Source organism: Mucilaginibacter sp. BGA-UO-ETr-C110, from assembly GCF_059567985.1.
On record NZ_JCAQPB010000002.1, the window covers coordinates 3,302,210 to 3,329,070 of the forward strand.

Sequence of the window (26,861 nt, forward strand, 5' to 3'; positions counted from 1 at the left end):
AAAAACATGAGTAACATTACGCTTGGCTTGTTGGATTTTGGGTACCGCCTGGATCTGAATAGTATGGCCCGCATTGAGGACGTCATTGATTATGCTGTCCTCGCAGATCAACTTGGATTTAGCCGGTTTTGGGTTAGTGAACATCATAATCCGCTTCCCAAACAAGCATGGAACAGCCCAGAAATGCTGTTACCTATCATAGCCGGAATGACAAAGGATATCAGGGTAGGTATAGCCGGCATTCTTTTGCCTGTTCATATGCCTTATAGAATAGCCTTAAACTTTAAATTGCTCAGCAATCTTTACCCGGGAAGAATTGATCTTGGACTGGCAAAGGGTTTTCCGCTTATTGAAAAGGTAGGTTTAATGCTCAATGCCGAATTTAAAAAAGACAAGGTAGCCACTCTCTTTGATAAGCATCTATCCGAGTTAATGACCCTTTTTTTAAATGAAAAGGAGGAATTTCAACGGGATAACATCGTTGTGCCACCTTACGGCGGGCAGATACCAGAGCCCTGGTATTTAGGCAGGTCTTATGGATATACAGAACCGGCCATTAAATATAAATTAAATTATTGCAGGTCTCTATTTCACTCGGGAGCCAACATCGACCCTGAGGTCGACAAAATACGTTGTTTTAAGGAGCAATTTGAAAAAGTGAACGGGTACCTGCCCAAAGTCAGCGTAGCTATAGCCGGCTATTTATCAGATACCACCCGAAAGGCGGAAGAAGGGCTCCGGATCATTGCAGAGAGGCATCCGGAAAATCAAGCAGGATTTCATTGTGTAGCAGCCTCGCCGGAAGAATTCCACGACAAGATCTGCTCCTTTCAGCAGTTGTATGAAGTTGATGAATTCATATTCCTTGACATAGCAGAAGAGTGCAGCGAACGTCACCAATCATTGCATTGGCTGAGCGAGAAATTCAATCTTAAACCATTTAGATCTGAAAAAAATGAACAACAATTCCAAACTATATGAAGCATTTCAAACCGTTTGTTTAAGGTCACCTTTGTTACCGCTTCAGGATTTTAAGCTTTTAGATGAACAGGAAAATACCATAGCTACCGTTAAATCATTTTTTGAAACTGATCTTGGTCTTGAAACGCTGTTTCTTACTTCTCCTGATTTATGCAATGAGTTCAAAAAGTACCTCAACGGGCATATTAAAGATGCCAGGAAAGCAGAGCGCTTAGAAAACACCCTCCTTAAATACTATATCCGGTTAACTTCCAGGTGTACCCCCTTTGGCTTATTTGCGGGTTACAGTGCGCTTCATATCGGCGATCAGACCTCAATTGCATTTGAAAACACCCGGCAGTTTCTCAGAAATGCCCGGGTTGATATGAATTACATTTGCCTGTTATTGGACAAAATAGGTAAGGATACCCTGATCAAGCCCTGTTTGCAATTTTATCCCAATTCCAGTATGTATAAACTGGCTGATCATTTAAGATATGTGGAGTATTCATATAAAGGCAATAAACGAATACATAACCTGGTTGGAATAAGCACCAATGAGTACCTGGAAAAAATTCTTATGGAAGCCGAAAATGGCATCTCGATAAGCAAAGCGGGTGCATTAATTGAGGATGAGGATATTACGACAGAACAAGCCCATGACTTTGTTGAATATCTTATTGATAATCAAATATTGGTAAGCGAGTTTGAACCAACGGTAACCGGAAAAGATGTTTTGCAGCATTTGGCAAACCAGCTTACTACAGTAACCAAAAGAACAAGTGAACAAGGTGCCCTTGAGCGGATCAAATTTTATCAGGAATTTATACAAAAGATACAGCACTTACTTGATCTAATCAATGAGAACAAAACCGACGATTATCTTGGTACTTATGGGGAGCTGAAATCGCTGTTAAAAAGCATGGATATTTCGGTAGAGGATAAGCATTTAATCCAGGTTGATTTAAATAAAACTACGAAATCAAAAATATTAAGTACTGATATTGTCAATGATATATATAGCGGTCTTGAAATATTCAGCAAGTTTTCCCCCAGGGTTTTCAGGTCTTCAAGAACCAGCCAAACCAATCATCAACAGTTTAAAAATGCTTTTTTGGACAGATACGAGGCAAGAGAAGTCGATTTATGTGAGGCTCTGGATTCTGAATTTGGGATTGGTTATTTTCAAAATATAAAAGAAGATGCCGATTATTCAGATCTTTTAAAAACTATCAATATCCCTGCCCCTAAAAACCAGTCGCTAAGCGATATGACATGGGATGCTAAACTACACACTTTCTGGTGCAAGAAATTTATTGAAGCCACACAGCAAAATAGCTATGAGATCAAACTGACTGAAGAAGATCTGGCTGCATTTCCTTCCCGCCTGGAAGAGCTTGGTGAAACCGTGTCCGTACTGGCCAGTACGATGTCACAAAATAACCAAACGTATATCCAGATCATGTACGTCCAGGGAACTTCCGCTTCCAAGTTATTAGGCAGATTTGGTACTTCAAGCGAGGAAATAGACCAGTTATTAATTGACATTACGAATAAGGAAGCCGAATTAAATCCGGCAGCCGTAGTTGCCGAGATTGTTCACTTACCGGAGGCAAGGGTTGGCAATGTATTACTAAGACCTGCAAACAGGCAGTATGAAATACCCTACCTAGCCCAATCAAATGCGGATAAGGAGTTTCAGGTACCCTTGAATGACCTGACCGTTTCTCTTAAAAACGACCGGATAATTTTAAGGTCCAAAAAGTTTGGGAAAGAAGTTATCCCTTATTTATCAAACGCCCATAACTTTTCTTATAACAGTTTACCGGTTTACCAGTTTTTGTGTGATCTGCAATCGCAAAGGCATTTAACCGACATTTATATCAACTTAGGCATTCTTTACAGGGTAGCTAATTTTTATCCCCGTATAGTTTACCATAATATTATTATTAAGCCCGCTACCTGGTTATTTCAAAAAACAGATCTGGATATGTTTACAGAAGTCCCGGCGGAAGAACAGGTGAAAAAGTTTCAGGAATTTTGCGAAAAATTCAAGATTCCCCAATATGTATGCTGGATGGTATCTGATAACTCATTACTGATCAATACGCATAATAGCGTATTTGTCCGCATGTTTATCAAGGAAGTTAAAAACAAGAAAACGATCACATTACAGGAGTTTTTACAGGGCGATTGTCATTCTTCGCCCGGTGCAACTCCGGAAGAGTTTGCCAATGAATTCATTGTTGCTTTTTATCGTGACGATGCCAAGCCTGTAAATAAATCAGTTGCCAATACACCAGTTAAAAGCTCAACCCCCAATATAGATCCCGGGGTTAAAAGAAAGTATGCTATCGGTGATGAATGGCTGTATTTTAAATTATACTGTGGTTTAAAACTTACTGAAAAAGTGCTAATACAGGGCGTAAGACCTTTTATAAAGAAATTAATCTCGGAAGGGTTGCTGGAAAAATGGTTTTTTATCCGTTTTTCCGATCCGGATTATCATTTAAGGCTGCGTATCCAGCCGAAAAATAAAGAACAGCTGAATCAAATTATTCAAATTTTCAAAACATACTTTGGAGCATTTGAGGCATCAGGAGAAGTATGGAAAATACAAACAGATACTTATGTAAGAGAGCTCGAAAGATACGGAACCCCGGCTATAGCACATGTGGAAACAATATTTTACCATGATAGTAACTTTTGCCTTGATATGTTGAGTACCCTGAAAGGCGATCAGGGTGAAAAGTACAGGTGGTTACTCGGAGTAAAAAGCGTAGATAATTTCTTTAATTCATTTCAATTTTCAATTGATGACAAAATTGAAACATTAACTTTTGCACGTAATGGGTTCGCTATAGAGTTTAATGCTGATGAAAATTTAAAAAGCACCTTGTCAAAGCTTTACATACAACATAAAAAGGATATCAGGCAATTGTTTCAACCCCAGGATGATGACTGGTTCCTGTTACTTGACCAGCAATTATTGCGGCGCGAGCAGTTCTTTCAGAAGCCGGTGAATACGATCACTGAGCTTTCCCGTAACCAGACCGAACTGAAAGGCTGGATCCTGCAGTATACCCACATGAATATAAACAGGCTCTTCAAATCGAAACGGCGGTTGCACGAGTATGTTATTTATGATCTCCTTATTCAGCACTATAAATCAATTAAGGCAATAACAAATATGAATAAAAATGATTTTGTTAAAATATCTTGAATATTAATATTACTTTCAAGCAACGTGGGTGTTTTAATAGCGTCTTAATATATATGAAAATAAACATACTTGTAATTATAATGCTTTTCATATTTGCACCACGGCAAGCTGTTATAGCTCAATTAGCAAATAAAAGGTTAAAAGATAACCGGGGGGAAACCGGCGAAATAGCAGGCAGTCTGAAAGATTCTGTTACAAAAGCGGCTATTGAGCTGGCAACCGTTTCTTTAATACAGGAAAATGGCAAAGTAGTTAGCGGCACGTTAACCAATACCAAAGGAGAATTCATCATCAAAGATCTGCCCTTTGGGGATTATTATTTGTCCGTTTCAACAGTGGGGTACAGCCCATTTAAGACCCCTTTGCTGCATATAACACCCGACACAAGATCTGTTCAATTAGGAAACATCAGTCTTTTGGCAAATACCCGGCAATTAAAAGAGATCAATGTAAAGGCTACACAACAGATCATCAGAATTGAACCTGATAAAATAATATATAGTGTTGAAAATGATATAACCAACAGGGGCGCCAGTGCTTTAGATGCCTTGAATAAAGCCCCGCTTATCAGCCTGGCAGGCAATGAACGGATCACACTGAAAGGGAGCTCCAATTATAAAGTTTATGTAAATGGAAAACCATCTTCATTATATACCAATAAGCTTGCCGAAGTTTTAAGGGCGATGCCTGCCGAATCGATAAAGGACATTGAAATTATAACAAATCCCTCTGTTAAATATGATGCAGAGGGAACCGGAGGAATAATTAATATCATAACACAACGAAAATTATCAGGAGGATACAATGGTTCGGTGTACGGCGGAATAAATAGTATTGGAGATTTTTCTGACGGGATACAGGCGGCAGGTACATTTGGAAAATGGAATTTGAATGTACAGTTGTCGAATGGACGTTATCATCGCCCCCGGAATAATATCGAAGTAAACCAGGAAAATTATACAGACAAGGGAACAGCATTTTTGCATCAGGAACAAAACAATCTTTTTAAATCGAACTTTTTGACCGGCTCCCTTGATTTAAATTACCTGATGGATAGCCTGAATACATTGTCGGCTTCTATATTACTTTATAATGGCAGAAATTCAACTACCGGAACTCTTAACAGTGAATATGCCAATGAAAACATGGTGACCGAGAATGCTTTTGAAAGAGCGTATTTTAGAAAAACACACTATCTGACCACAGAAGTAAATGCAGGTTATCAGCATAACTTTAAAAGGCCCAAACAATATTTATCAGTTACTTACCGGCTTAATTATGAACAGCCCGAAATTTACTATCAAACCCAGCAGCAACCTATTGTAAATTCAACCATATTGGCTGAGCTAAATAATAATAATGAAGTTAATAAAGAGTCGGCTGTACAAATTGATTATGCACAACCACTTTCATCAAACGGGTTATTGGAAGTAGGTACAAAAGGGCTTTACAGAAAATTAGATAGTAAATATGAAGATTATCTGGGCACTGCGTTGGATGACCTGTCCCTTAATCCGGCAACAAGTGATCTGCTGAAATATAAACAAACCGTTTATTCAGGTTACGCTTTATATAGCCTGAAGGTGAAACGGTACAACATGAAAATAGGCGGGAGACTGGAGCATACCGATTTAAATGCCAGTTTGAGAGATCAAAATATCCACTTCAAACAATCTTATTATTCTTTTATTCCAAGTTTAAGTACCTCCATCACCTTCCACGATCAAACTATTTTGCGTTTTAGCTATTCCCGAAGGATCCAGCGACCCAGCTTGTTTTATTTAAACCCATATGTTAACCAATTAAATCCCCAAAACATATCCTACGGCAACCCCAACCTGCATCCTGAATATGTTGACTCGTACGAGCTGGGTTATAATGTTCATAAAAATAAAACAGAATTTAACTTTGTCCTATACTACCAGAAAACAAACAACTCCATCGAATCATATCGGTTTCTGCAACAGGATAGTATACTGGTTTCTACTTATAACAACTTTGGGAACCAGGAAAACTGGGGGCTTAACATATATGCCTCTACAACGCTTTTTCAAAAACTGTCTATATCCGGTAATATTACGCCCGGGTATTATCATGCCCAGTTAAACAGCGATAATACATCATTATTTGATAGCGGTTTCAATTTAAAGGTTTCAACAAATATGTCATATCGTTTTATCAAGGGCTTAACAGGGCTTTTAAATGTTAGCTATTATTCTCCTGTTATCAGTTTCCAGGCCAGGGGCTATAGTTATTTTTATAGCAGCGTAGGTTTAACCAAAAGTCTTCTTAAAGATAAAGCAAGTTTAACGCTAAACCTTAGCCAACCTTTTTATAAAACATCTACTTATCGTAATGCTTACAGTAATACCCAGTTTTATCAGCTATCTGTTAACAGATACCCCGAACGCTTTGCAAGATTAAGTTTCAGATACAAGTTCGGAAAAACGCAGACTGCCAGCAAGTTGCCTAAAAAAATAAAGAATGACGACCTAAAAAATTAAATCTAAATAGCATTTCAATATGAGCTTCCCATTTTATAAACAGTATGACCAGAGAGACTGCGGCCCCACCTGTTTGCGGATGATTGCTAAATATTATGGCAAGCAAATGAGCTTACAGAGCCTCAGGGAAAAATCTGACATGGGTAAAACTGGGATAAATTTATTAGGACTTAGCCGTGCTGCCGAAAAACTGGGATTCAGGACAATCGGTAGCAGATTATCCTATAAAACCTTGAAAGAAGATGTTCCATTTCCCTGTATCGCTCACTGGAAACAGGATCACTTTATTGTTATATATAAGATTAAAAAGGATAAACTGTACGTTGCCGACCCCTTTATTGGCTTACTTACCTACAAAAAAGAGGAATTTTTAAGAGATTGGATCAGCACAAAAACATCGGGTATTGAAGAAGGCGTTGTATTGTTGCTTGAACCCACCGCCCAGTTTTATGAAATTGAAGAAGAGAAATCTTCAGGTATAAATTTCGGTGTCCTGCTAAAATATCTGTTTCGGTATAAAAAGCTGCTCTTTCAGCTGATTCTAAGCCTTGCTGTTAGTAGTTTTATCCAGTTAATGTTTCCTTTTTTAACCAAAAGCATTGTTGATTTAGGTATTGGGACAGGTGATATTAATATTATTTATATCATTATTATAGGGCAGGTATTTCTGTATTTGTCACGGCTTGGAATTGAACTTTTACGGGGCTGGCTTTTGCTCCATATTAGCTCCAGGGTAAACTTATCTATCCTATCAGATTTCTTCCTGAAACTAATGCGTTTGCCCTTAAATTACTTTGATCAAAAAATGACCGGGGATATCCTGCAGCGAATCAGTGACCATGAAAGGATCCAGACATTTTTAACTGTATCGTCCTTAAATTCAATATTTTCAACCATTAACCTTTGTGTTTTTGGAACCATCCTTTTCATTTATAACAAAACAATATTTTTAACCTTTGCCGTAGGTACCATTTTATACTTTATCTGGATATTCTTTTTCCTCAAAAGAAGACGCGAACTTGACTTTAAAAAGTTTGAAATCTCCACAAAAAACAAAAACAAGGTAGTTCAGCTTATATTGGGTATGCAGGAGATAAAACTGCACAATTCTGAGATTCAGAAAAGGTGGGAATGGGAACGTATCCAGGCGTTATTGTTTAAATGGAACATCAAAACGCTGGCACTGGGGCAATATCAGCAAACGGGGGCCTTTTTTTTTAACGAAGGTAAAAACATCTTGATCACATTATTGGCCGCGATTGCTGTGGTTCATCATGAAATAACTTTGGGAACCATGCTTGCCATTCAATACATAATTGGGCAGCTTACTTCTCCTGTTGAGCAATTGGTACAGTTTATTCAAAATGCACAGGACGCCAAGATCAGCATGGAACGCTTCGCCGAAATTCATGATATGGATGATGAGGAACCGATCACAAAACCTACTATTGGCGAATTACCTTTAGATAAAACCATTACCATAGATAATTTATCATTTACATATCCCGGCGCCGGTAATCAACAGGTTTTAAACAACGTTTCTTTTGAAATTCCGCAAAATAAAGTGACCGCTATTGTTGGGATGAGCGGTAGTGGGAAAACAACCTTGCTTAAATTAATGCTCAAATTTCATAAGCCTGATGCCGGATCCATTAACGTTGGCGGAATAAATCTGGATAATATTAAAAACTCGGTATGGAGGGATAACTGCAGCATGGTTATGCAGGAAGGGTTTATTTTTTCTGATACGATTGCAAAAAATATAGCACTGGGCGAGGATATCCCCGATATAAAACGCCTTATTAATGCCGTTAAGACCGCGAATATTGATGAATTTATCCAGCGGCTACCATTAGGATTTAACACCAAGATAGGAAGTGAAGGACATGGTATAAGCCAGGGGCAAAAACAACGGATTTTAATAGCGCGGGCTATATATAAAGAACCCGAATTTATATTTTTTGATGAGGCCACCAATTCCCTCGATGCCAATAATGAGAAAGTAATTATGGACAATATGAACATATTTTTTAAAGGCAGGACCGTTGTTGTGGTAGCACATCGCTTAAGTACCGTTAAAAATGCCGATCAAATTATTGTATTAGATAAAGGCAATATCGTTGAGTTTGGCACCCATGACCATTTGGTGAAGATACAGGGAGACTACCATAAATTAGTCAGAAATCAATTAGAATTAGGAAATTAACATAAAAACAGATGGAAGAGGCAAACATTGATTTAAGAAGCGATGAAATAAATGATATTCTCAGCCGCATACCCATATGGTTAATTCGTTGGGGAATTACCCTGATTTTTCTGTTACTGGCCTCCGTCATAACCACTTTGTCTGTGTTGGATATCCCCTCAAAAATCAACGGATATGCAACCGTGATGATGCAAAACAAACCGGGTAACACTGCTGCCATGGCATCACCTGCATATACACTTGTTTTGATGGAAATTCCACAGGAAAATATACAAAATGTAGAGATCGGACAAACTGTATTGTTTAAACTGCGGAGTCTGCCTTATCAAAAGTTCGGGATGCTCAGGGGAGAAATTTATGCCGTTTCCGATTCGGTGAATAGCAATGGGGGGGTTTATTTGAAAGTAAAAGTTCCGGAGGACAAAAACCCTGTAATTTCCAGGTATCTTAAAAACAGGATGTCGGGAACCGGGGAAATCGTTATCGGCAAAAGATCTATTTTTAAGGAGTTTATTTTGGGGGAATAATCAGGATGAAACGCATTGGACTGTTTATGTTAGTGCAGGTCCCATGCGGACAGACCATCATATTCCGTACGGGGTTGATCGGTGACCTGCTCACATACTCTGCTCCCCGGTAGGCGTCATCCTTATTCATATAGTGCACCAGAAAATAACCAGGCTCGAACCAAAACATGCCCAAATTCGCTCTAAACGCGGGTTGAAAAATATCTAAAAACGAAAAATGGCCTTAACGACATCGTTAAGACCATTTGTTTTCCTGCATGGGCTCGAACCACGATCGTCTGAACCAGAATCAGAAGTGCTACCATTACACCACAGGAAAAGATAGGCAAATATACTACTTACTGCCTCATTAATCAACAGGCACTTGTCAGCCTGGCGTTATATCTGCGATTTCCTGTTCGTCTATTTACCGATAGCTAATTGCAATAACCAATGCACCAGATCGTTAGCAGCCTTATCGTTTTCAAAACCAGCAGGCAACCTGCCATTTACATATTCATTATATAACCAGGGATCGCCTACGGCAACTACCGTACCCTTACCATATTTGGCACTGGCTATAATAGTAGCGCCATTGCTATTCTTCAGAACAGACTTTGCCGGGCCTGTAAGCGCAATGGAGCATACATCCTTCATGAATATTTTGGTAGCGGTTGTAAACACTGAGTTACCGGTGGTTTTTACAGCGCCATCTTCAAAATGGGCATCATCAATTACATGGTTTTGCAGATCGTCGTTAAAATGCATACCAAATTTGGTTGCCAGCGTGTTAAAGTGAGGCAACTCTACATTGGCGCTGTCGTTAGCCATCATTAAAAGCACACCGCCCTTTTTTACCCATTTAGCAATCTCTTCCACATCCTTCGGCTGGATATAATTGGGGTTTGGACTTTCTTTTTTTGTGTCAGGATCGACAATAATATAGATAGCCGTGTTTTTGAGGTTATCCACAGTAGGTGCCTGGTCAAGGGAATCCAGTTTGGCACCTGCAGTGGCAAAAGTAGCACCGAAGATAGAAAAGCCTGAATTTTGCTTTTCGCCCCAGAGGTAATGAAAACGCTCCTGCTGCCCTGCTTTATTTTTATGCACTTCGTGGTTAAAATAATAATCGAGCGTAACAGTTTGCGCACTGGCTGCTAAGCCTGTGCTCATCAACAAGGTTATTATAGTTAATTTCAGTTTCATAAAAATGGGTTTATAATCAATTTTAATATTGAACACTGAATACCTAATAATGAATTCCGAAGGTTCAAAATCAATCATTATTGGACATTCAGCATTCGATGTTCGATATTATCTCTTTATCAACAGGCGAGCTTATTCTTTGTTCTTATACCCCGCCAAATATCGAGAATCCACCATCAACGCAGATCATAGAACCGGTTACAAATGCCGAAGCATCACTCAATAACCAGGTCAATGCACCTTTCAGTTCATCGGCATGACCAAAACGTTTAAATGGCGTTTGCTTGATCACCAGCTCTCCGCGCTGGGTATAACCGCCTTCGGGTTTGGTTAGCAGATTACGATTTTGCTCTGTGAGGAAAAATCCTGGTGCAAGGGCGTTCATCCTGATCTTATCGCCATAGCGATTAGCCAATTCCACGGCAAACCATTGGTTATAACAATCAACCGCGGCCTTGCCAATATTATAGCCCAATACCTTGGTGATAGCACGCTTAGAGTTCATAGACGATATATTAACGATACTGCCTTTACCAGCGGTTTTGGCAATAGCCTCGCCAAATATCTGTGTTGGAATGATAGTTCCCCAGGTATTCAGGTCCATTACCTTTTTCATACCGGCAATGTTCATTTTAAAAATATCCTCTTCGGGAGCCAAAACGCCTTCGGGCATATTACCGCCAGCGCCATTCACCAAGCCGTCAACCCTGCCAAAAGCTGCCACAATTTTATCTTTAGCTGCTATCAGTTCTTCTTCGTTCAGCACATCGGCTACCAGCGCTATGGCTTTGCCGCCATTTTTGTTTATCGCTTCGGCACGCTCTTCTGCCACCTCTTTTTTACGACCTAGTATGCCTACCGCACCTCCGGCTTCCACAATAGCGTTTACAAACGCATCGCCCAGGATGCCGGTACCGCCGGTTACTACAATAACTTTACCGGCTAATGAAAATGAATTTTCCAATGTCTTTTATATTTTGTTAATCAATTGATCTTTATCTGATATCAGGAATAGCGATAGCATCCATATCGGTATAGTCGAGGTTTTCGCCTGCCATGCCCCAAATAAAACTATAGCTGGCCGTGCCACTGCCAGAGTGTATGCTCCATGGTGGCGACACCACGGCATCATAATTATCCATCAGGATGTGACGGGTTTCCTGTCCTTCGCCCATATAATGGAATACTCGTTGTCCTGCAGGCACGTCAAAATAAAAGTAGGCTTCCATACGACGATCATGAACATGTGACGGCATGGTGTTCCATACACTGCCATCATGCAGTATGGTTAAACCCATCACCAACTGACAGCTTTTGATACCTTCCAGATGAATGTATTTATTGATAGTACGTTTATTGGCTATTTCGATGGAACCGGTATGCACTTTGGCAGCATCCTCGTTGGTCATTAAGGTGGTAGGGTATACCGCGTGTGCCGGGGCCGAAAGCAGATAGAATACCGCAGGCTGCGCACTGTTTTTACTGGTAAACTTTACACTTTTTACACCCTTACCTATATAAAGGCAATCCAGTTTATTTACCTGGAAAGTTTTCCCATCGGCAGTGATCTCGCCATCGCCGGCTACATTGATGATACCTATTTCGCGTCGTTCTAAAAAATAATCAGCACGCAGATTTGGGTAGTTCTCCAGTTCCAATGATTTGGTTACCGGATGAGCTGCTCCAATAATCATGCGGTCATAATGGGTATAGGTACAATTCAGTCTATCAGCCTGTACCAGCTGGTCAATTAAAAAGCGTTCTCTTATTTGTGCGGTTTGATAACTTTTAAAATCTTCGGGGTGTACGCTGTGTATTACTTTCAAGGCTTTTATGATTTGGTAAGGCAATTCTACAACGTATCTTTTTCAAATCAAAAGTATTCGGCCCTTTATTCTACTCAAACGTTTGCGCTGAGTGGCCCTATTAACATAAAAGCAATAAAAAAGCCGCTGACATAAATATCAGCGGCTTTAAAAAATGATACTTGACCGGTGTTTATTAATCTTCGTTCACAAACGAACGCAGCATCCAGGTATTTTTTTCGTTAAACTGCATAAAGCGGTTCACCATATCGTTACTGCCATCATCGCCAGCTTCGGCAGTGATGTCCAGGATCTCTCTTTCTTTAGCAATTAAAACGGCCAGGTCATCAATAACAGCCTTCACCATTTTGGTATCTTTTAAACCAATGGTTTGGATCTCTTTAATAGCCGATTCTTCGATGTAATCCTTAAAAGTGCTGTATGGCGATTTGCCCAGTGTCAATATCCTCTCGGCAAGCTCATCAATGGTAGTTAGTGCGGCGGTATACAATTCTTCGAACTTTAAATGCAGGGTAAAAAAGTTTTGCCCCTTGATATTCCAGTGGCAGCCGCGTACTTTTTGGTAGTAGATATGATAGTTGGCCAAAAGGTCATTTAAGTGGTCAACAACAGGTTTTACTTTACCTTCTTCCAGACTAATTTCTTTAGCGTTCATATATAAATAGTGATTTTTATGTTTAACATTAGCTTGGCAGCAATGTTTGGTAAATATAAGCAGATTTGAATTTATTGCCCATATTTACACACTTTATGACACAGATGCTACCTTTTATCAACCAACAATTTGACTGGCCCATCTGGCGCATGGAAATTGATGACGCCACCTCCACTTTGTTTGTTGAATTACGTAACAGCGAGGAGAAAAAAGTAGCTTTTGGCGCTGTAAACCTGCTCAGCGGCCAGGTCTATTTTAAGGATGTCACCACGCCCGAGCGATGGCTCACCGGCATTGAAACGGCCTATGATGGTGTACTGCTGATACACAACTACCAATCAGCAAACGGCCCCGGGCATAAAGGCCTGGTGGCTATTGATGGCGTGAGTGGACAAAGCTTGTGGAGCAATTATACTTTGGCGTTCGATCATCTGTCTGTAAATGGCCCTATGGTTTATAATGTCCAGATACAACCTAAGAAATTATTTTTGGTTGATATGAAAACAGGTGAGCCACTACGAGCCCATCAACCGGTGATAGATACCCCATTATATAACCATATTGTTGTGCCACAGGTGCTCCCGGCTGAGCTGTTAAAAGAATTGCCCTTACCTGCCGAACCTTATACAAATACCCTTCATTATTTGGAGCACAATAGCTACAGAATTGTATCTTTGCACACGTTTTTTCAGGAAAAAATAAAACAGCATTTATATATTATCGACAGCGAAGGCATAGTTGTTTACCAGGATTTGTTAAACAGCAACATACAAAAATTGCAGCCCGAGGCGTTTGTAGTACATAAGAATAACCTGATCTATTTAAAAGAACGATCAGCATTAATAGTTTTAAACTTATAAGTTACTGTATTATAATTCATTATGAAAGTAAAGATTTTATTAGTCATCGCTCCCCTACTTACCCTGTCCATATCCATTTTTGCAAACCCGGTTGTAGACTCTGTTGGAGTTGAAAACCTGAACGGAAAAAAAGTTGTACTACACAAACTTGATCCTAAAGATAATTATTACTCTATCGGTCGCCGTTATAATGTAAGCCCAAAGGCTATTATCCAATTCAATAACAATGCGGCCCTTAAAATTGGCGGTATTATAAAAGTACCTACCGAGCAATCATTTTTACAAACTACTGCGACAACACCTGCACCTGTTCAACAAACCAAGCCACAAGTGCAGCCGCCGGTTCAGCAGCCAAAGCCCCAGGTACAACAACCTGCAGCACAGCAGCCAAAACCGCAAACGCAGCAACCGGTAGTTCAACAACAGGCACCGGCACAGCAACCAGCCACAACAACAGCAGCTACTACAACACCACCAGCCGATACCACACCTGCCAAACCAGTTAATATGGATAATGTGCAGCAGTACAAAGTATCTGCAGGTGAAACGCTTTATTCCATAGCCAAACGTTTTGGAACTTCTGTTGAAGATATCACCAAACTCAATGGTTTAACCTCCAGTACGCTTGCACCAAACCAGATCATCAAAGTACGTTCGGGATTGCCTCCTGAAGAAAGACCGGTAGCAAAGCAAGATGCTGTAGTAACCCAGGACTCGACCGTTGCGGCTATTGACAGTGCAGGTAACAAACTTAAAGCCAACAAATTTGGTCTGTACGAAAAAAATGAAACCGGTGTAGCCACCTGGATTGATGATACCAGCCTTGACCCTAAAAAAGAACTGGTATTACACCGTACCGCCCCTATCGGTACCGTGATCAAGATCACCAACCCCATGAACAACCATACCACCTATGCTAAAGTTGTAGGCAGATTTACCGACAGCGAGGCTACTAAGGACGTGCTTATTGTTATGACCAAGAACACTGCCGACGCATTAGGTGCTTTAGATAAACGCATTCACGTAAACATCAGCTACGGCAGTCCGAACCCGAATGAATAAACCTTATATTATTGGAATTGCCGGTGGTAGTGGATCCGGCAAAACCTTTTTTTTGAAATGTTTCCTGGAGCATTTTACTGCCGAAGAAGTGTGCCTGGTATCGCAGGATGACTACTATTTTCCGGTGGCCCATAATATGACGCCCGAAGAAAATAAGGAGTATAATTTTGACCTGCCGGCGACTATCGATCACGAGCATTTTCAGCAGGATATCAGTAGACTTTTTAATAATGAAACCGTTATTAAGCCCGAGTATACCTTTAACAATCCTAATGTAGTGCCCAAAATGCTGGAAATAAAACCGGCGCCTATTTTAATTGTGGAGGGTTTGTTTATCCTGCATTTCAGGGATATTGCCGATATACTGGACATGAAAATTTTTATTGAAGCCGACGAAGATGTGGCCCTACAGCGCCGCCTTAAACGTGACCTGATAGAGCGCGGCTATTCGCACGATGATGCCATGTACAAATGGGTAAACCACGTGGTACCAGCCTATAAAGAGTTTTTATTGCCTTATAAAGACGAATGTGACCGGGTGATTATCAACAACAGTCACGTTGCCGAAGACATCATTGCCGTAACCGAAGAAATATCGGCGGATTTAAGGAAGAAATTATTTTAATGGATCATAGTTAATGGTTCATGGCACTACTATGAACCATTAACTATGATCCATGAACTACGAATCAAATAACAATTTCCGGAATCTCCCCTTCAACAATCAATTTACCGGTTGTAGCATTTTTGATATCCTCTACACTTACCCCCGGTGCACGTTCCAATAGTTTAAATCCGCCTTCGGGCAATACATCAAATACACCCAGTTCGGTCACTATTTTTTTTACGCAGTGAACACCGGTGAGCGGTAGGGTACATTTAGGTAGCAGCTTTGATTCACCGGCTTTATTCACGTGCTGCATGGCTACGATGATATTTTCGGCAGATGCTACCAGATCCATCGCGCCGCCCATACCTTTTACCATTTTACCTGGGATCTTCCAGTTGGCGATGTCGCCATTTTCGGATACTTCCATGGCGCCCAGTATGGTGAGGTTCACCTTTTTGGCACGGATCATCCCAAAGCTCATAGCCGAATCAAAAATAGCCGAACCAGGCAGCATGGTAATGGTTTGTTTACCCGCGTTGATCACATCCGGATCCTCCTCTCCTTCAAATGGAAAAGGACCCATTCCCAGCAGTCCATTTTCTGATTGCAGCACCACATCCATAGTTTCTGGGATGTAATTGGCTACCAATGTCGGAATACCGATACCCAGGTTAACATAGTAACCGTCTTTTATTTCTTTAGCTATTCGCTTTGCTATTCCTGTTTTATCAAGCATGATTTCAATTTGAAAATTTGATGATTTGAAAATTTGAAAATGTCATTCGATTTAGAATTTCAATTTGAAAATTTGATGATTTCAATTTTCAAATTAACACATCTTCAAATTTTCAAATCAAGCTGTTATTTATTTTTTGAACTCGATATTATCTTTGAAAGAATCTTAGTTATCACTTTTACTTTATCGAGCAATACCTCATTAAATGGATAACTTTTAGAAAACTGACAGAGCAATAAAAGATATTCCGTCTCATCAGCTTCTTTTGCTGCTATCTTTAATTTGTGTATAAAATCATTTTTACTTTCGGCATTTTGGGCCTCGCGCACATTAGCTCCTATCGAAGTACCTGACCTGATGATTTGCTTTGCTATTGCAAATTTCCTATTAGCTTCTAACTCCTCAGAAAATTCTATAATATCCAAAGCGAATTCAAATGTTAATTTAACAATTAGGTTTTCCTTATCATCTCTCATTTATTATTCTGCTTTGCATGTAATATAATAGCATTTTCAAATCTTCAAATAGTCAAATTTTCAAATTGAACGCACCGTCCTTTGTTCTATCCTTTTCTCATAATCTTTTCCCTGGAAAATACGGTGTACATAAATACCGGGGGTATGGATATGATCGGGATCAAGCTCTCCGGGTTGTACCAGTTCTTCTACCTCGGCAATGGTTATTTTACCGGCCATGGCCATAACCGGGTTAAAATTACGCGCGGTCGACCGGTATACGAGGTTGCCCATGGTATCCCCTTTCCAGGCTTTTACAATGGCGAAGTCGGCATCAAAGGCCATTTCCATCAGGTAATCCTTACCGTTAAAATTGCGTGTTTCTTTACCTTCAGCTACTTCAGTACCCACACCGGCAGGAGTAAAAATGGCTGGCATACCATAACCGGCAGCCATACAGCGGGTAGCCAATGTTCCTTGCGGCAGCAGTTCTACTTCCAGTTCGCCGCTTAATAACTGACGTTCAAATTCGGCGTTTTCGCCAACGTACGAGGAGATCATTTTTTTTACCTGGCGCTGTTTCAGCATCAGGCCGATACCAAAGTCATCAACCCCGGCATTGTTGGATATGCAGGTTAATTCTTTCCTTCCCTGTTTCACCAGCGCGGTTATACAATTTTCGGGCAGCCCGCAAAGGCCAAAGCCACCCAGCATTAAAGTCATGCCATCCTGAATATCGCGGATGGCCTCATCGGCACCACTAACTACTTTATTCATGTTCAATAATTGGTTGCTCAAAGTTAGAGATAAGAAATTAGAGTCAAGAATCAAGACATAAGAAATAGCATATAATAAAGCTTTTTCCTTCTTGATTCTTGACTCTAATTTCTTGACTCTACTGGTATTTTACCACTTCACCTGCTTATCTATAAAGCTGATCAGATCATCGGCCATAGCTTGCTGTTCTTTGGCGCTGGGATGTCCCGGCGTATTTTTGAATGGAAAAAAGTGAGTATAAATAGTTTTATCGTTGAGGCTGGCTACGGCTTTTTCAATATAGCCCGGCCATGGCGAACCCTCTTTGGTGGCATCCATACTGCCCAGCGCGCAAATGATCTGCGCTTTGGGGTATTTTTTGCGGATATTTTTTACAAATTCCCGGTAGGCTTTGATGATCTGGTCGGGCTCTGGGGCTTTGGCGCCAAAGCGTTCTTTAAACTGCTGATTGTTGGGTTGCTGAACTATCCAGGAGTCGTTTTGAAACAGGTTGATGACCACCAACTCCGGCGTATATTTCGAGAAATTCCACAAGCTGGTTGGATCTGTGGGATCGAGCCGGTTATACATTTCGGGCATGATGAGCGGGAACCAGCTTACCAGAACACCGATACCGCTTTTGGAGGTACACACATAATCGGCATCAAAATGACGGGCGGTAATAGCCGCATAACTGATATAGCCGTTTTCGTAAGGAGCGCTGCCCCTATCCTTCCCGGTGGTATCCTCTACCGCGTAGCCGCAGGTAATGGAGTTACCGAAAAACTCTATCCTATGCTTTTTAGCAGGTGGTACAGGCAAAACCGTAGCCTCTTTGGCTAATATAAACTGGTAAAAAATGGTTTTGCCCATTTCCCATTCAGTACGTTTAAATAATTCCAGGCTGTGCGAACCTGCGGGTAAATCTTCGGCCAGGGTATAAACCCGTTTAGTATTATCCAGGTGGATAGTATTGATCACCTTACCATCAACAATTACGGTAAAATAGTTTTCGCCGCGCTCATCCTGTAGCATTGCCGAAGCACCGGTACCGTTAAAATTGATGCGGATAGATGAGCCCGTCCAATAAAGCTCGGCGGCTTCATCCGTCATGTTGATACGACCGGTATAGCGAATATGTGAGTCTTTACTTTTAAGTACCGCGATTTGGGCATTAGAGCAGCCTAAGCCGGCAGCAAAAATGAGGAACAGAACGGTAGAGCAAATCTTGCGCATTGTTAATGGTTGTGATTAAAATATGGGTTTACATGGTTTACACTTTTTACGGTTAACACGCATTCAAATTATTGATAATCAATTATTTATATTTTATTTCTCCAAAAAAGTGTAAACCATGTTTTTGGTATGTTAATTCATAAATGACACGATATTAGTCCAAAGGAGTACCAAACTGCAATATATAGGCATTGTTATCAAAAACCGCGAACTCCCGCATGCCATAGCTAAAATCCTCAATAGGATAGCAGATCACAGCTTTCTCCTTCATTTCGTTCCAGATCTCATCCACATTATTGGTGCGGATATAAAACGAACCCGTGAATTTGGGCACCGTAAACGTTTCATGTTCATTAGGGAGCGCCAGCATAATTTCGATATCATCCCTGCTCACGGTTGCCCAGCCCCAGTCTTCATCAAAACCAACGCAGGTAAAACCCAGATTACTTACATAAAAATCAACGCTTTCCTTAACACGAAGCGTATACAACATAGGAGTGATACTTTTTAATGCCATCTTTTTTGGACTATGGGATTTTTAGATTATTGGATTAGGGGACTTTGACACCAAGGAGCAAAGATAATTGAATAAAAGATTTGGGTTTTAATCCCCTGATCCAATAGTCCCCTAATCTCAAAGTCCCATAGTCCCCTAATCCTTGATCCAAAAGGCTAATTTACTTTAAATATGCATATGTTATACCATCTCCACCCCGGTCAGCGTGTTCATCTTCCAAACGGTCAACCTGGTCGTATTTTTTAAGGTATTGCCTGATCATTTTACGCAGGATGCCATCACCTTTACCATGAATGATCTTGAGGTTATTAAAGCCCATCATCAGCGCTCGGTCAAACAGTTTTTCAATAGCATGCAGGGCATCTTCAGTGCGCATGCCACGTACGTCTATCTCCGGACTAAAACTGGCCAGATCACTGGTATGCGAATTAAAGTTCCTGCGGATATCTTTTGGCACCGACGATTTAGAAACCTTGATCACCCGTTTCCTTTTGGCCACTGTACGCAGATCGCCAATGGCTATTACTACGTTGTCCTTGATCAGCTCGATCACCTGACCTGTAGTTTCCGAGTCGGTCAGTTTTACCCAATCGCCGGGTTTCAGTTCTTCGTCAGCCGCCGGATTTGGTTTTACTGGTTCAACCTTAACGGTATTCTTTTTCAGCTCCGTGTTCAGGTTTTCGCGCAGGGTACGGGTCACTTCCTTATCGGCATTACTGCTTTTTATTTCAGATATGGTATTCTCTACCAGCTTATTGGCATTCAGAATAATGTTTTTCGCCTGATCCTTCGCCTCTTTAATCAGCACCTTTTTATTTTCATCCAGGTAGCTTTTCAGCTTTTCATTTTCGGCTTGCAGCTCGTTCACACGGCGTTGCTGCTTATCCAGCTTTTGCCTGGTTTCAAATATCTCTCGCTTTTCGCGTTCCAGATCAACCAGCAGGGTATCTACCTTTTTCTGACCTTCGCTTATTTTATTTTTGGCGAGGTTAAGCACATTAGCGGGCAAGCCTATTTTTTGGGCTATCTCAAACGCGTATGAACTGCCTGGTTTACCGATTTCCAGCTGGTAAAGCGGTTTCATCTCCACGTTATTAAACAACATCGAAGCATTCTCGATACCCTCGGTATTGCTGGCGAATATTTTGAGGTTGGAGTAGTGAGTGGTTACCATCCCCCGTACCTTTTTCTGATTCAATGACTCCAGCACAGCCTCGGCAATAGGGCCGCCAAACTGCGGATCGGTTCCTGTACCAAATTCATCAATCAGTATCAGTGTTTTGCCGTTGGCATCCTCCACAAAAGTTTTCATTTTACTCAGGTGGGCGCTATAGGTACTCAAATCGCTCTCGATCGACTGGTCATCACCAATATCAACAAATAGCTGCTTAAAAACCCCAACCACACTGGCTTCGGCAGCAGGGATCAGCAAACCGGCCTGCACCATCATTTGCAGCAAACCAACGGTTTTCATACAAACCGACTTACCACCGGCATTTGGCCCCGATACCACAATAATACGGGTACCTTCATCAATATGTACATTGAGCGGCACCACCGTTTTTTGCTCGGCTTTAAAATTCAGGAACAACAGCGGATGCCGTGCATTATATAATTTCAAGCGGGCTTCATTCACTACCTGCGGCATTTCGCCCTCTATATCAATAGCAAATAAAGCTTTGGCGCGTACAAAATCAAGCTTAGTTAACAGACTGTGGTACGATAGCAAAAGCGGCGTATATGGCCGTAACTCGTCTGTTAAAGCGGTTAATATTTTAACTATCTCGCGGCGACGCTCAAACTCCAGGTCGCGCACACGGTTGTTCAAGGTAAACACTTCCTCAGGTTCCATGTAAACGGTTTGGCCCGATGCGGATTCATCATGAATAAAACCTTTAAGCTTACGCTTATTTTCGGCCAGTAAAGGGATACACAAACGACCATCGCGTACGGTAAGCGAACCATCGGCCGTCCAGCCACTGCCGGATGCGGCTTTAAATATCTGGTCTATCTTTTTGCGGGCCTCTTGCTCGGCTTTGGCAATGCCCAGGGTAATTTCATTCAGCTCGCGCGAAGCGTTGGGTCTTATCTTCCCTTTGGCATCAATAACAGCATCTATCTTTTTAAGGATAGCCTTTTCAATGGGCAGGTGTTCAAATAAAGCTTCGAGGTTGGGATACAGCCCTTCACGCTCGCTGAAATAAGCGATCACCGCGAACACGGTTTGCAGGGAGGCCTGCACCTGGTAAAATTCTTCCTCAGACAAAAATACACCCTCAATACGGGCTTTATTGGCTAAGGTTTTTATATCGAAAAAGTGGTGAATGGGTAAGGCAGCATCGTTAACCAGGATATTTTTAAATTCATTGGCCTGGTTCAGGAACTTGTATATCAGATCGTAATTGCTCATCACCTGTATCTTGTCAACCATTTGTTGACCCATTTCGCTCAGGCAATGCGCTTTTATTAATTCTTTTACCTCGGTAAACCCCAGCTTATCAACACTATTTTTTGGGTAAAGCATCAGGATGTTTTTGTTTTAACTTTTTTAGAGAATCGGCCTTGCTCAAAGCCTTTACAGGCTTTTTCGCGGCTTTTTTAATGGAATCGGCTTTGTCTATGGCCCTTACAGGCTTTTTCGAAGCTTTTTTAATAGAATCGGCTTTATGGGCCATTTTGATGGAATCGGCTTTTAAATCGGCCTGGCGTTTTTGGGCCGACACCTTATTAACCGAATCAGATAGGGCCTTGATCCGCTCATCAACCTTATCATATATAGCCGTCAGCTTATCCGGGTACGTGGCATAATAATTCAGGCTTTTTTTAAACGCTCCCGAATCGGTATGGAACCGTTCAAAAGCTGCCAGGTAATTACCCATTCCATATTTATACAAGGTATCGGGGGTTTGTAAACCGGTATATAAACGTCCGTCGGTGATGTGAATTTCGGTCAGTAAGCCGGCCATAGCATCGGGTTTTATAAGCCCTTTTGGCGGGCTATCGTTTTTACAGGCACATAAAAATAGTGATACTGAAAAAAACAAGGTTAAATATTTATGCATTCTGTAATTTAGCGGCTAATTAATTAAGCAAATTTACGGATAAATGAGCATTGCAGATAACATCAAAAGCTTAAAAAAAGAAACGGGTACAGGGGTAACTTTATTGGCAGTGTCGAAAACTAAACCTGCCGCCGACCTGCAGGAGGCCTATGATGCCGGCCAGCGCCTGTTTGGCGAAAATACCGTTCAGGAAATGGTAGAGAAATATGAGCAACTGCCAAAGGACATCCAATGGCACCTGATAGGACATTTACAAACCAACAAGGTTAAATATATTGCGCCTTTTGTGAGCATGATACAATCTGTCGACAGCCTGAAACTACTGCATGAGATCAATAAACATGCGGAAAAAGCTGGTCGCATTATAGATTGCCTGTTGCAGATATATATTGCCGATGAAGAAACCAAATATGGATTGGGATTTGACGAAGCCATTGAACTGCTGCGTTCCGAAGAATTTGCAACTTTCAATAACGTACACATCCGCGGCCTGATGGGCATTGCCACCAATACGGATAATGAAAAGCAGATCAGGGATGAATATTACGAGCTGAAGACATTTTTTGATGGCATTAAGCAAAGCTATTTCCGCAAGATAGATACTTTTGATACCCTGTCGATGGGCATGTCATCAGACTATAAACTGGCTATTGAGCAGGGAAGCAACATGGTACGCGTAGGCAGCACTATTTTTGGCAGCCGGGTTATTAAGCACTGGAAAAATAACTGATTTTTGATTTCGGATATCGGATGTTCGATGTCGGATTTAAGTCCAATGACTTAATGACGCGCAGCGAATGACTAATGACAATAAAAAAATGAACATTGATATAAGAGTTGCCCGCAAAGAAGATTGCCCTCGTTTAATGGAACTGGTACATGAACTGGCCCTTTTTGAAAAAGCGCCCGAAGAAGTGACCGTAAGCCTGCAGGAATTTGAAGATGCCGGCTTTGGACCAAAACCTGTATGGAAAGCATTTGTTGCCGAAGCTGAGGGGCAAATCATTGGCTTCGCGGTTTATTATATACGTTACTCTACCTGGAAAGGCTGCCGTTTGTACCTGGAAGACCTGATCATTACCGAACAATATCGCGGTAAAGGTGTTGGTAAATTATTGTTTAACGTATTGATTGCTGAGGCTAAAGAATTAGGCTTTAGCGGTATGGTATGGCAGGTGCTCGATTGGAACGAGCCTGCTATCAACTTTTATAAAAAGTACGAGGCTAATATTGAAGCCGGATGGCTCAATGCATCGTTGTCAAAAGAACAGCTTTTAAACTATTAAGCTATGAAAACCAGCTACCTGCTCTGTTTTATTACCCTTAGTTTCGCCTTCACGTCATGCCAATGGGGTGTTCCGTCAAAGAACAAGGATACAACCAGTAATGATACGCTTTCTTATACCTATAAAAGTATACACGAGCGGGCAGCAGATTGCGGCAGCAAACCGGATAGTGCTTGTACCGTTGTGCAGGTAAAATACCCGGTATTTGTTGGACAGAAAAAGCTCAATGATTCGGTGACCAGAAAGCTAACCAGCCTGTTTGCTACCGATGGCAAACCGGATAGCAGCATTGAACTGATGAGCAAAAACTTTTTGAAGGCTTATGCCGATTTCAAAAAAACGGATCCCCGTACAGAGATGTTTTATGAACTGAACAGTTACGCCAAGGTATTGTTACAGGATTCCAGCTTTACCGCGCTTGAACTTGGCGGCTATACTTACCAGGGCGGTGCACACGGCGGTTCGGCAACCTTTTTTATCAACTGGGATACGAAAGCCAATAAAGACCTGGTACTGGACGACATATTTAACACAGGCTACCAGGACAAGCTGAAAAAAATCGGCGAAAGCATTTTCAGGAAAGACGAAAAACTGAGCGACACCGCCTCATTGGCTAACGATTATTTTTTTAAGGATGATAAATTCGCCCTTAATGATAATTTCCTGATCACCCCTCTCGGTCTTAAATTTTTCTATAACCAGTACGAGATCAAGCCTTATGCGGCCGGCACTACTACCCTGGTTATCCCCTATTCACAAATAAAATCATTACTACGGCCAAATACGGTTGTGACCAAATACATCAAATAAATGCTTGTTTTTAAATTCGGAGGTGCATCTGTTAAGGATGCTGGTGGCATTATTAACCTGGCCAGCGTTGTTAAAAAATATACAGGGGAACAATTACTTATCGTGGTATCGGCCATGGGCAAAACCACCAACGCGTTGGAAGGTCTTACCAGGGCTTATGTGGATCAGTCGGACAATATGCATCTCATCTACGAGGGCATCAAACAATATCATTTTGACATTCTGCATGAACTGTTTGAACCCAAACATCCCGTGTTTGACGAGATAGCCAACACCTTTGTGGAAATTGACTGGATGATAGAGGATGAACCCCAGGATGAGTACGATTTTATTTATGATCAGATCGTATCTATCGGTGAACTGGTATCCACCCGTATCATCAGCGCCTACTTAAACAAAGAAGGCCTGAAAAACCAATGGCTTGATGTGCGCGGCTATATCCATACCGATAATACTTACCGCGAAGGCATTGTACAATGGGATAAAACCCGCGAAAGCATTACCAGGGACATCCCGGCTTTGCTGGATAAAGGCATCGTAGTAACCCAGGGCTTTCTGGGTGGCACATCAGAGAATTTCACCACAACGCTGGGTCGTGAGGGTTCTGACTATACCGCATCTATTTTCGCGGCCTGCCTCAATGCCCAATCGGTAACCACCTGGAAAGATGTACCGGGCATTCTGAATGCCGATCCGAAGTTTTTTAAGGATACCGTAAAATTTGATGAGCTTTCCTATTCAGAAGCTATCGAGATGACCTATTACGGAGCAAGCGTTATTCACCCAAAAACCATCAAACCGTTACAAAACGCCCATATCCCCCTGCTGGTTAAACCGTTTACCGATCCTGCAGCTTCGGGTACTATCATTAAGGAAGATGGCGTAAACACGTTTATAAAGCCCGTCATCATCCTGAAACAAAACCAGGTACTGCTTTCCATATCTTCTAAAGATTATTCTTTTATTACCGAAGATCACCTGAGTGATATTTTTGGTCTGTTTGCGCAGAACCAGGTCAAAGTAAATGTGATGCAAACCTCGGCCCTGAGCTTTTCGGTTTGTTTTGACTTTTACGAAGAGCGTTTTGAAAAGCTGCTCAACAGCCTGCAGCAAGATTTCAAAGTAAAATACAATACCGGCTTAACCCTCATCACCATCAGGCATCATGCAGAAAACGCGCTGAAGGAACTCACCGAAGGTAAAACCGTACTGATGGAACAGATTAGCAGGAATACTGCGCAGGTGGTGGTGAAGTAACAAAAACAACAAACGCGTCATTGCGAGCGATAGCGTGGACAACCGACCGAAGAGAGCTCATTAATACCGTAAAAATCAATTAACAATATTAATAATCCCTAACTATACAGAACGGCTCTGCAAATCGGGGATTGCCACGCTTCGCTCGCAATGACGCAAGTTTTTCCCGGTCAATTCCCAACAAAAACCCTCCATTATGCCTCCTTTTAGCCTCAAACGGCTATATTTGGGCATGGACGCTATAAAGACAGTAAAGGATGCAATAACTATCGGTCTCGGGATATTATCTGCCGGATTTGGATTAAAAGGCTTTTTGTTATCGAGTCATTTTATTGATGGTGGCGCTACCGGTATAGCCATGCTGGTGTCTGATATTACACATATATCTATCTCCATACTCATTTTTATTATCAATGTACCGTTCCTTTGGCTTGGCTATAAAAAGCTGGGCCTGCAGTTTGCTATCAAAAGTACCCTGGCTATTGGTTTGCTTTCGATAGTTCTGGCGGTTGTTCAGTTTCCGGATGTTACGCACGATAAATTACTGACCGCTGTATTTGGCGGTGTTTTTATAGGCACGGGCAGTGGCCTGGCTATGCGCGGTGGAGCTGTACTTGATGGTACCGAGATTGCCGCCGTACTGGTGAGCAAAAAAACACAACTGCTTAAAGTGAGCGATTTTATCCTGCTGCTCAATGTATTGATATTTAGTTTGGCCGCCTTCTTTTTAGGTGTGGAACCCGCCATGTATTCTATACTTACCTACATGGCTGCCGCCAAAATGATCGACTTTATTTTGAACGGTATTGAGCAGTACTCAGGTATTACCGTGATATCCACCCATAGCGAAGCCATCCGCAAAGCCATTACTGAAACCCTTGGTCGCGGGGTTACCATTTACCAGGGTAAAAGTGGCTACGGCAAGGATGGCTATATTAATGATCCACGTGATATTGTTTTTACAGTAGCTACCCGCCTCGAGATCCCTTCGCTTAAACAAACCATCCTGGGTATCGATCCTAAAGCTTTTATTGTACAGCAAAGTATTGATGATACTACCGGGGGCCTGCTCAAACGAAAAGGACTCCATTAAAAGCCTAAAGCCAAAGGCAGAAAGCCGAAAGCTTT

24 protein-coding genes are annotated in these 26,861 nt (G+C 41.4%); 13 read left to right on the forward strand and 11 right to left on the reverse strand.

Going from position 1 to position 26,861, the window contains the following annotated elements; genetic code table 11:
• Window positions 1–6 precede the first annotated feature (6 nt).
• The 5 genes from AC57BQ_RS14375 to AC57BQ_RS14395 all read left to right on the forward strand — a co-directional run bounded on the left by AC57BQ_RS14375 (window position 7) and on the right by AC57BQ_RS14395 (window position 9,420).
• Window positions 7–981, forward strand: a complete 975-nt coding sequence (locus tag AC57BQ_RS14375) for an LLM class flavin-dependent oxidoreductase (RefSeq protein WP_496406942.1) — start codon at window positions 7–9, stop codon at window positions 979–981.
• Window positions 956–4,183, forward strand: a complete 3,228-nt coding sequence (locus AC57BQ_RS14380) for a lantibiotic dehydratase (protein ID WP_496406943.1) — start codon at window positions 956–958, stop codon at window positions 4,181–4,183. The genes AC57BQ_RS14375 and AC57BQ_RS14380 overlap by 26 nt, the downstream gene beginning before the upstream one ends.
• 80 nt (window positions 4,184–4,263) lie before the next feature.
• Window positions 4,264–6,687, forward strand: coding sequence for a TonB-dependent receptor domain-containing protein (locus AC57BQ_RS14385; RefSeq protein WP_496406944.1), 2,424 nt, complete (start codon window positions 4,264–4,266; stop codon window positions 6,685–6,687).
• A 19-nt stretch (window positions 6,688–6,706) separates the two neighbouring features.
• Complete coding sequence (locus AC57BQ_RS14390; protein WP_496406945.1) at window positions 6,707–8,893, forward strand: peptidase domain-containing ABC transporter; 2,187 nt, start codon at window positions 6,707–6,709, stop codon at window positions 8,891–8,893.
• Between the two features lie 11 nt (window positions 8,894–8,904).
• Window positions 8,905–9,420: a hypothetical protein gene (locus tag AC57BQ_RS14395; protein WP_496406946.1), complete on the forward strand. Its 516-nt coding sequence runs from the start codon at window positions 8,905–8,907 to the stop codon at window positions 9,418–9,420.
• Between the two features lie 402 nt (window positions 9,421–9,822).
• Here AC57BQ_RS14395 and AC57BQ_RS14400 read toward each other — a convergent pair whose 3' ends face one another.
• The 4 genes from AC57BQ_RS14400 to AC57BQ_RS14415 all read right to left on the reverse strand — a co-directional run bounded on the left by AC57BQ_RS14400 (window position 9,823) and on the right by AC57BQ_RS14415 (window position 13,086).
• The gene (locus AC57BQ_RS14400; protein WP_496406947.1) at window positions 9,823–10,605 is read right to left on the reverse strand and encodes a DUF4350 domain-containing protein; all 783 of its coding nucleotides are present in this window, start codon (window positions 10,603–10,605) and stop codon (window positions 9,823–9,825) included.
• A gap of 145 nt (window positions 10,606–10,750) precedes the next feature.
• Window positions 10,751–11,569: an SDR family oxidoreductase gene (locus AC57BQ_RS14405; protein ID WP_440739207.1), complete on the reverse strand. Its 819-nt coding sequence runs from the start codon at window positions 11,567–11,569 to the stop codon at window positions 10,751–10,753.
• Between the two features lie 31 nt (window positions 11,570–11,600).
• Window positions 11,601–12,431, reverse strand: coding sequence for a 5-dehydro-4-deoxy-D-glucuronate isomerase (kduI, locus tag AC57BQ_RS14410; protein ID WP_496406948.1), 831 nt, complete (start codon window positions 12,429–12,431; stop codon window positions 11,601–11,603).
• Window positions 12,432–12,606: 175 nt separating this feature from the next.
• The gene (locus AC57BQ_RS14415) at window positions 12,607–13,086 is read right to left on the reverse strand and encodes a Dps family protein (RefSeq protein ID WP_090466663.1); all 480 of its coding nucleotides are present in this window, start codon (window positions 13,084–13,086) and stop codon (window positions 12,607–12,609) included.
• 95 nt (window positions 13,087–13,181) lie between these two features.
• Between AC57BQ_RS14415 and AC57BQ_RS14420 the strand changes: the two genes are divergently transcribed.
• From AC57BQ_RS14420 to AC57BQ_RS14430, 3 genes are read left to right on the forward strand one after another with little or no spacing between them, the layout of a single operon-like run.
• Window positions 13,182–13,946 (forward strand): DUF4905 domain-containing protein, encoded by a 765-nt coding sequence (locus AC57BQ_RS14420; protein ID WP_496406949.1) that lies wholly within the window; start codon window positions 13,182–13,184, stop codon window positions 13,944–13,946.
• A 21-nt stretch (window positions 13,947–13,967) separates the two neighbouring features.
• Entirely contained in the window at window positions 13,968–15,008 is a 1,041-nt protein-coding gene (locus AC57BQ_RS14425; RefSeq protein WP_496406950.1) for a DPBB and LysM peptidoglycan-binding domain-containing protein, read from the forward strand.
• The gene (locus tag AC57BQ_RS14430) at window positions 15,001–15,633 is read left to right on the forward strand and encodes a uridine kinase family protein (RefSeq protein ID WP_496406951.1); all 633 of its coding nucleotides are present in this window, start codon (window positions 15,001–15,003) and stop codon (window positions 15,631–15,633) included. The genes AC57BQ_RS14425 and AC57BQ_RS14430 overlap by 8 nt, the downstream gene beginning before the upstream one ends.
• A gap of 64 nt (window positions 15,634–15,697) precedes the next feature.
• Here the strand turns inward: AC57BQ_RS14430 and AC57BQ_RS14435 are convergent, their stop codons facing one another.
• The 7 genes from AC57BQ_RS14435 to AC57BQ_RS14465 all read right to left on the reverse strand — a co-directional run bounded on the left by AC57BQ_RS14435 (window position 15,698) and on the right by AC57BQ_RS14465 (window position 22,380).
• Window positions 15,698–16,354 carry a 3-oxoacid CoA-transferase subunit B gene (locus AC57BQ_RS14435; RefSeq protein WP_496406952.1) on the reverse strand — a complete coding sequence of 219 codons (657 nt, stop codon included), beginning with the start codon at window positions 16,352–16,354 and terminating at the stop codon, window positions 15,698–15,700.
• A 125-nt stretch (window positions 16,355–16,479) separates the two neighbouring features.
• A complete protein-coding gene (locus tag AC57BQ_RS14440; protein WP_496406953.1) occupies window positions 16,480–16,830 on the reverse strand; it encodes a four helix bundle protein in 351 nt (116 codons plus the stop codon).
• 60 nt (window positions 16,831–16,890) lie between these two features.
• On the reverse strand, window positions 16,891–17,586 hold the full coding sequence (locus tag AC57BQ_RS14445) for a CoA transferase subunit A (RefSeq protein ID WP_496406954.1): 696 nt from the start codon (window positions 17,584–17,586) through the stop codon (window positions 16,891–16,893).
• A 129-nt stretch (window positions 17,587–17,715) separates the two neighbouring features.
• Window positions 17,716–18,801: an SGNH/GDSL hydrolase family protein gene (locus tag AC57BQ_RS14450; protein WP_496406955.1), complete on the reverse strand. Its 1,086-nt coding sequence runs from the start codon at window positions 18,799–18,801 to the stop codon at window positions 17,716–17,718.
• A gap of 154 nt (window positions 18,802–18,955) precedes the next feature.
• On the reverse strand, window positions 18,956–19,318 hold the full coding sequence (locus tag AC57BQ_RS14455) for a VOC family protein (RefSeq protein ID WP_218128255.1): 363 nt from the start codon (window positions 19,316–19,318) through the stop codon (window positions 18,956–18,958).
• 160 nt (window positions 19,319–19,478) lie between these two features.
• A complete protein-coding gene (locus AC57BQ_RS14460) occupies window positions 19,479–21,842 on the reverse strand; it encodes an endonuclease MutS2 (RefSeq protein WP_496406956.1) in 2,364 nt (787 codons plus the stop codon).
• Window positions 21,823–22,380, reverse strand: coding sequence for a DUF4296 domain-containing protein (locus tag AC57BQ_RS14465; RefSeq protein WP_496406957.1), 558 nt, complete (start codon window positions 22,378–22,380; stop codon window positions 21,823–21,825). The genes AC57BQ_RS14460 and AC57BQ_RS14465 overlap by 20 nt, the downstream gene beginning before the upstream one ends.
• Window positions 22,381–22,423: 43 nt before the next feature.
• Here AC57BQ_RS14465 and AC57BQ_RS14470 point away from each other — a divergent pair, with 43 nt between their 5' ends.
• The 5 genes from AC57BQ_RS14470 (at window position 22,424) to AC57BQ_RS14490 (ending at window position 26,826) form a co-directional block, all read left to right on the forward strand.
• Window positions 22,424–23,110: a YggS family pyridoxal phosphate-dependent enzyme gene (locus AC57BQ_RS14470; RefSeq protein ID WP_496406958.1), complete on the forward strand. Its 687-nt coding sequence runs from the start codon at window positions 22,424–22,426 to the stop codon at window positions 23,108–23,110.
• Between the two features lie 88 nt (window positions 23,111–23,198).
• Window positions 23,199–23,666 carry a GNAT family N-acetyltransferase gene (locus AC57BQ_RS14475; RefSeq protein WP_496406959.1) on the forward strand — a complete coding sequence of 156 codons (468 nt, stop codon included), beginning with the start codon at window positions 23,199–23,201 and terminating at the stop codon, window positions 23,664–23,666.
• A gap of 3 nt (window positions 23,667–23,669) precedes the next feature.
• Window positions 23,670–24,476, forward strand: a complete 807-nt coding sequence (locus AC57BQ_RS14480) for a DUF3298 and DUF4163 domain-containing protein (protein ID WP_496406960.1) — start codon at window positions 23,670–23,672, stop codon at window positions 24,474–24,476.
• A complete protein-coding gene (locus tag AC57BQ_RS14485) occupies window positions 24,477–25,733 on the forward strand; it encodes an aspartate kinase (RefSeq protein ID WP_496406961.1) in 1,257 nt (418 codons plus the stop codon).
• A gap of 232 nt (window positions 25,734–25,965) precedes the next feature.
• Complete coding sequence (locus AC57BQ_RS14490; RefSeq protein WP_496406962.1) at window positions 25,966–26,826, forward strand: YitT family protein; 861 nt, start codon at window positions 25,966–25,968, stop codon at window positions 26,824–26,826.
• Window positions 26,827–26,861: the final 35 nt, after the last annotated feature.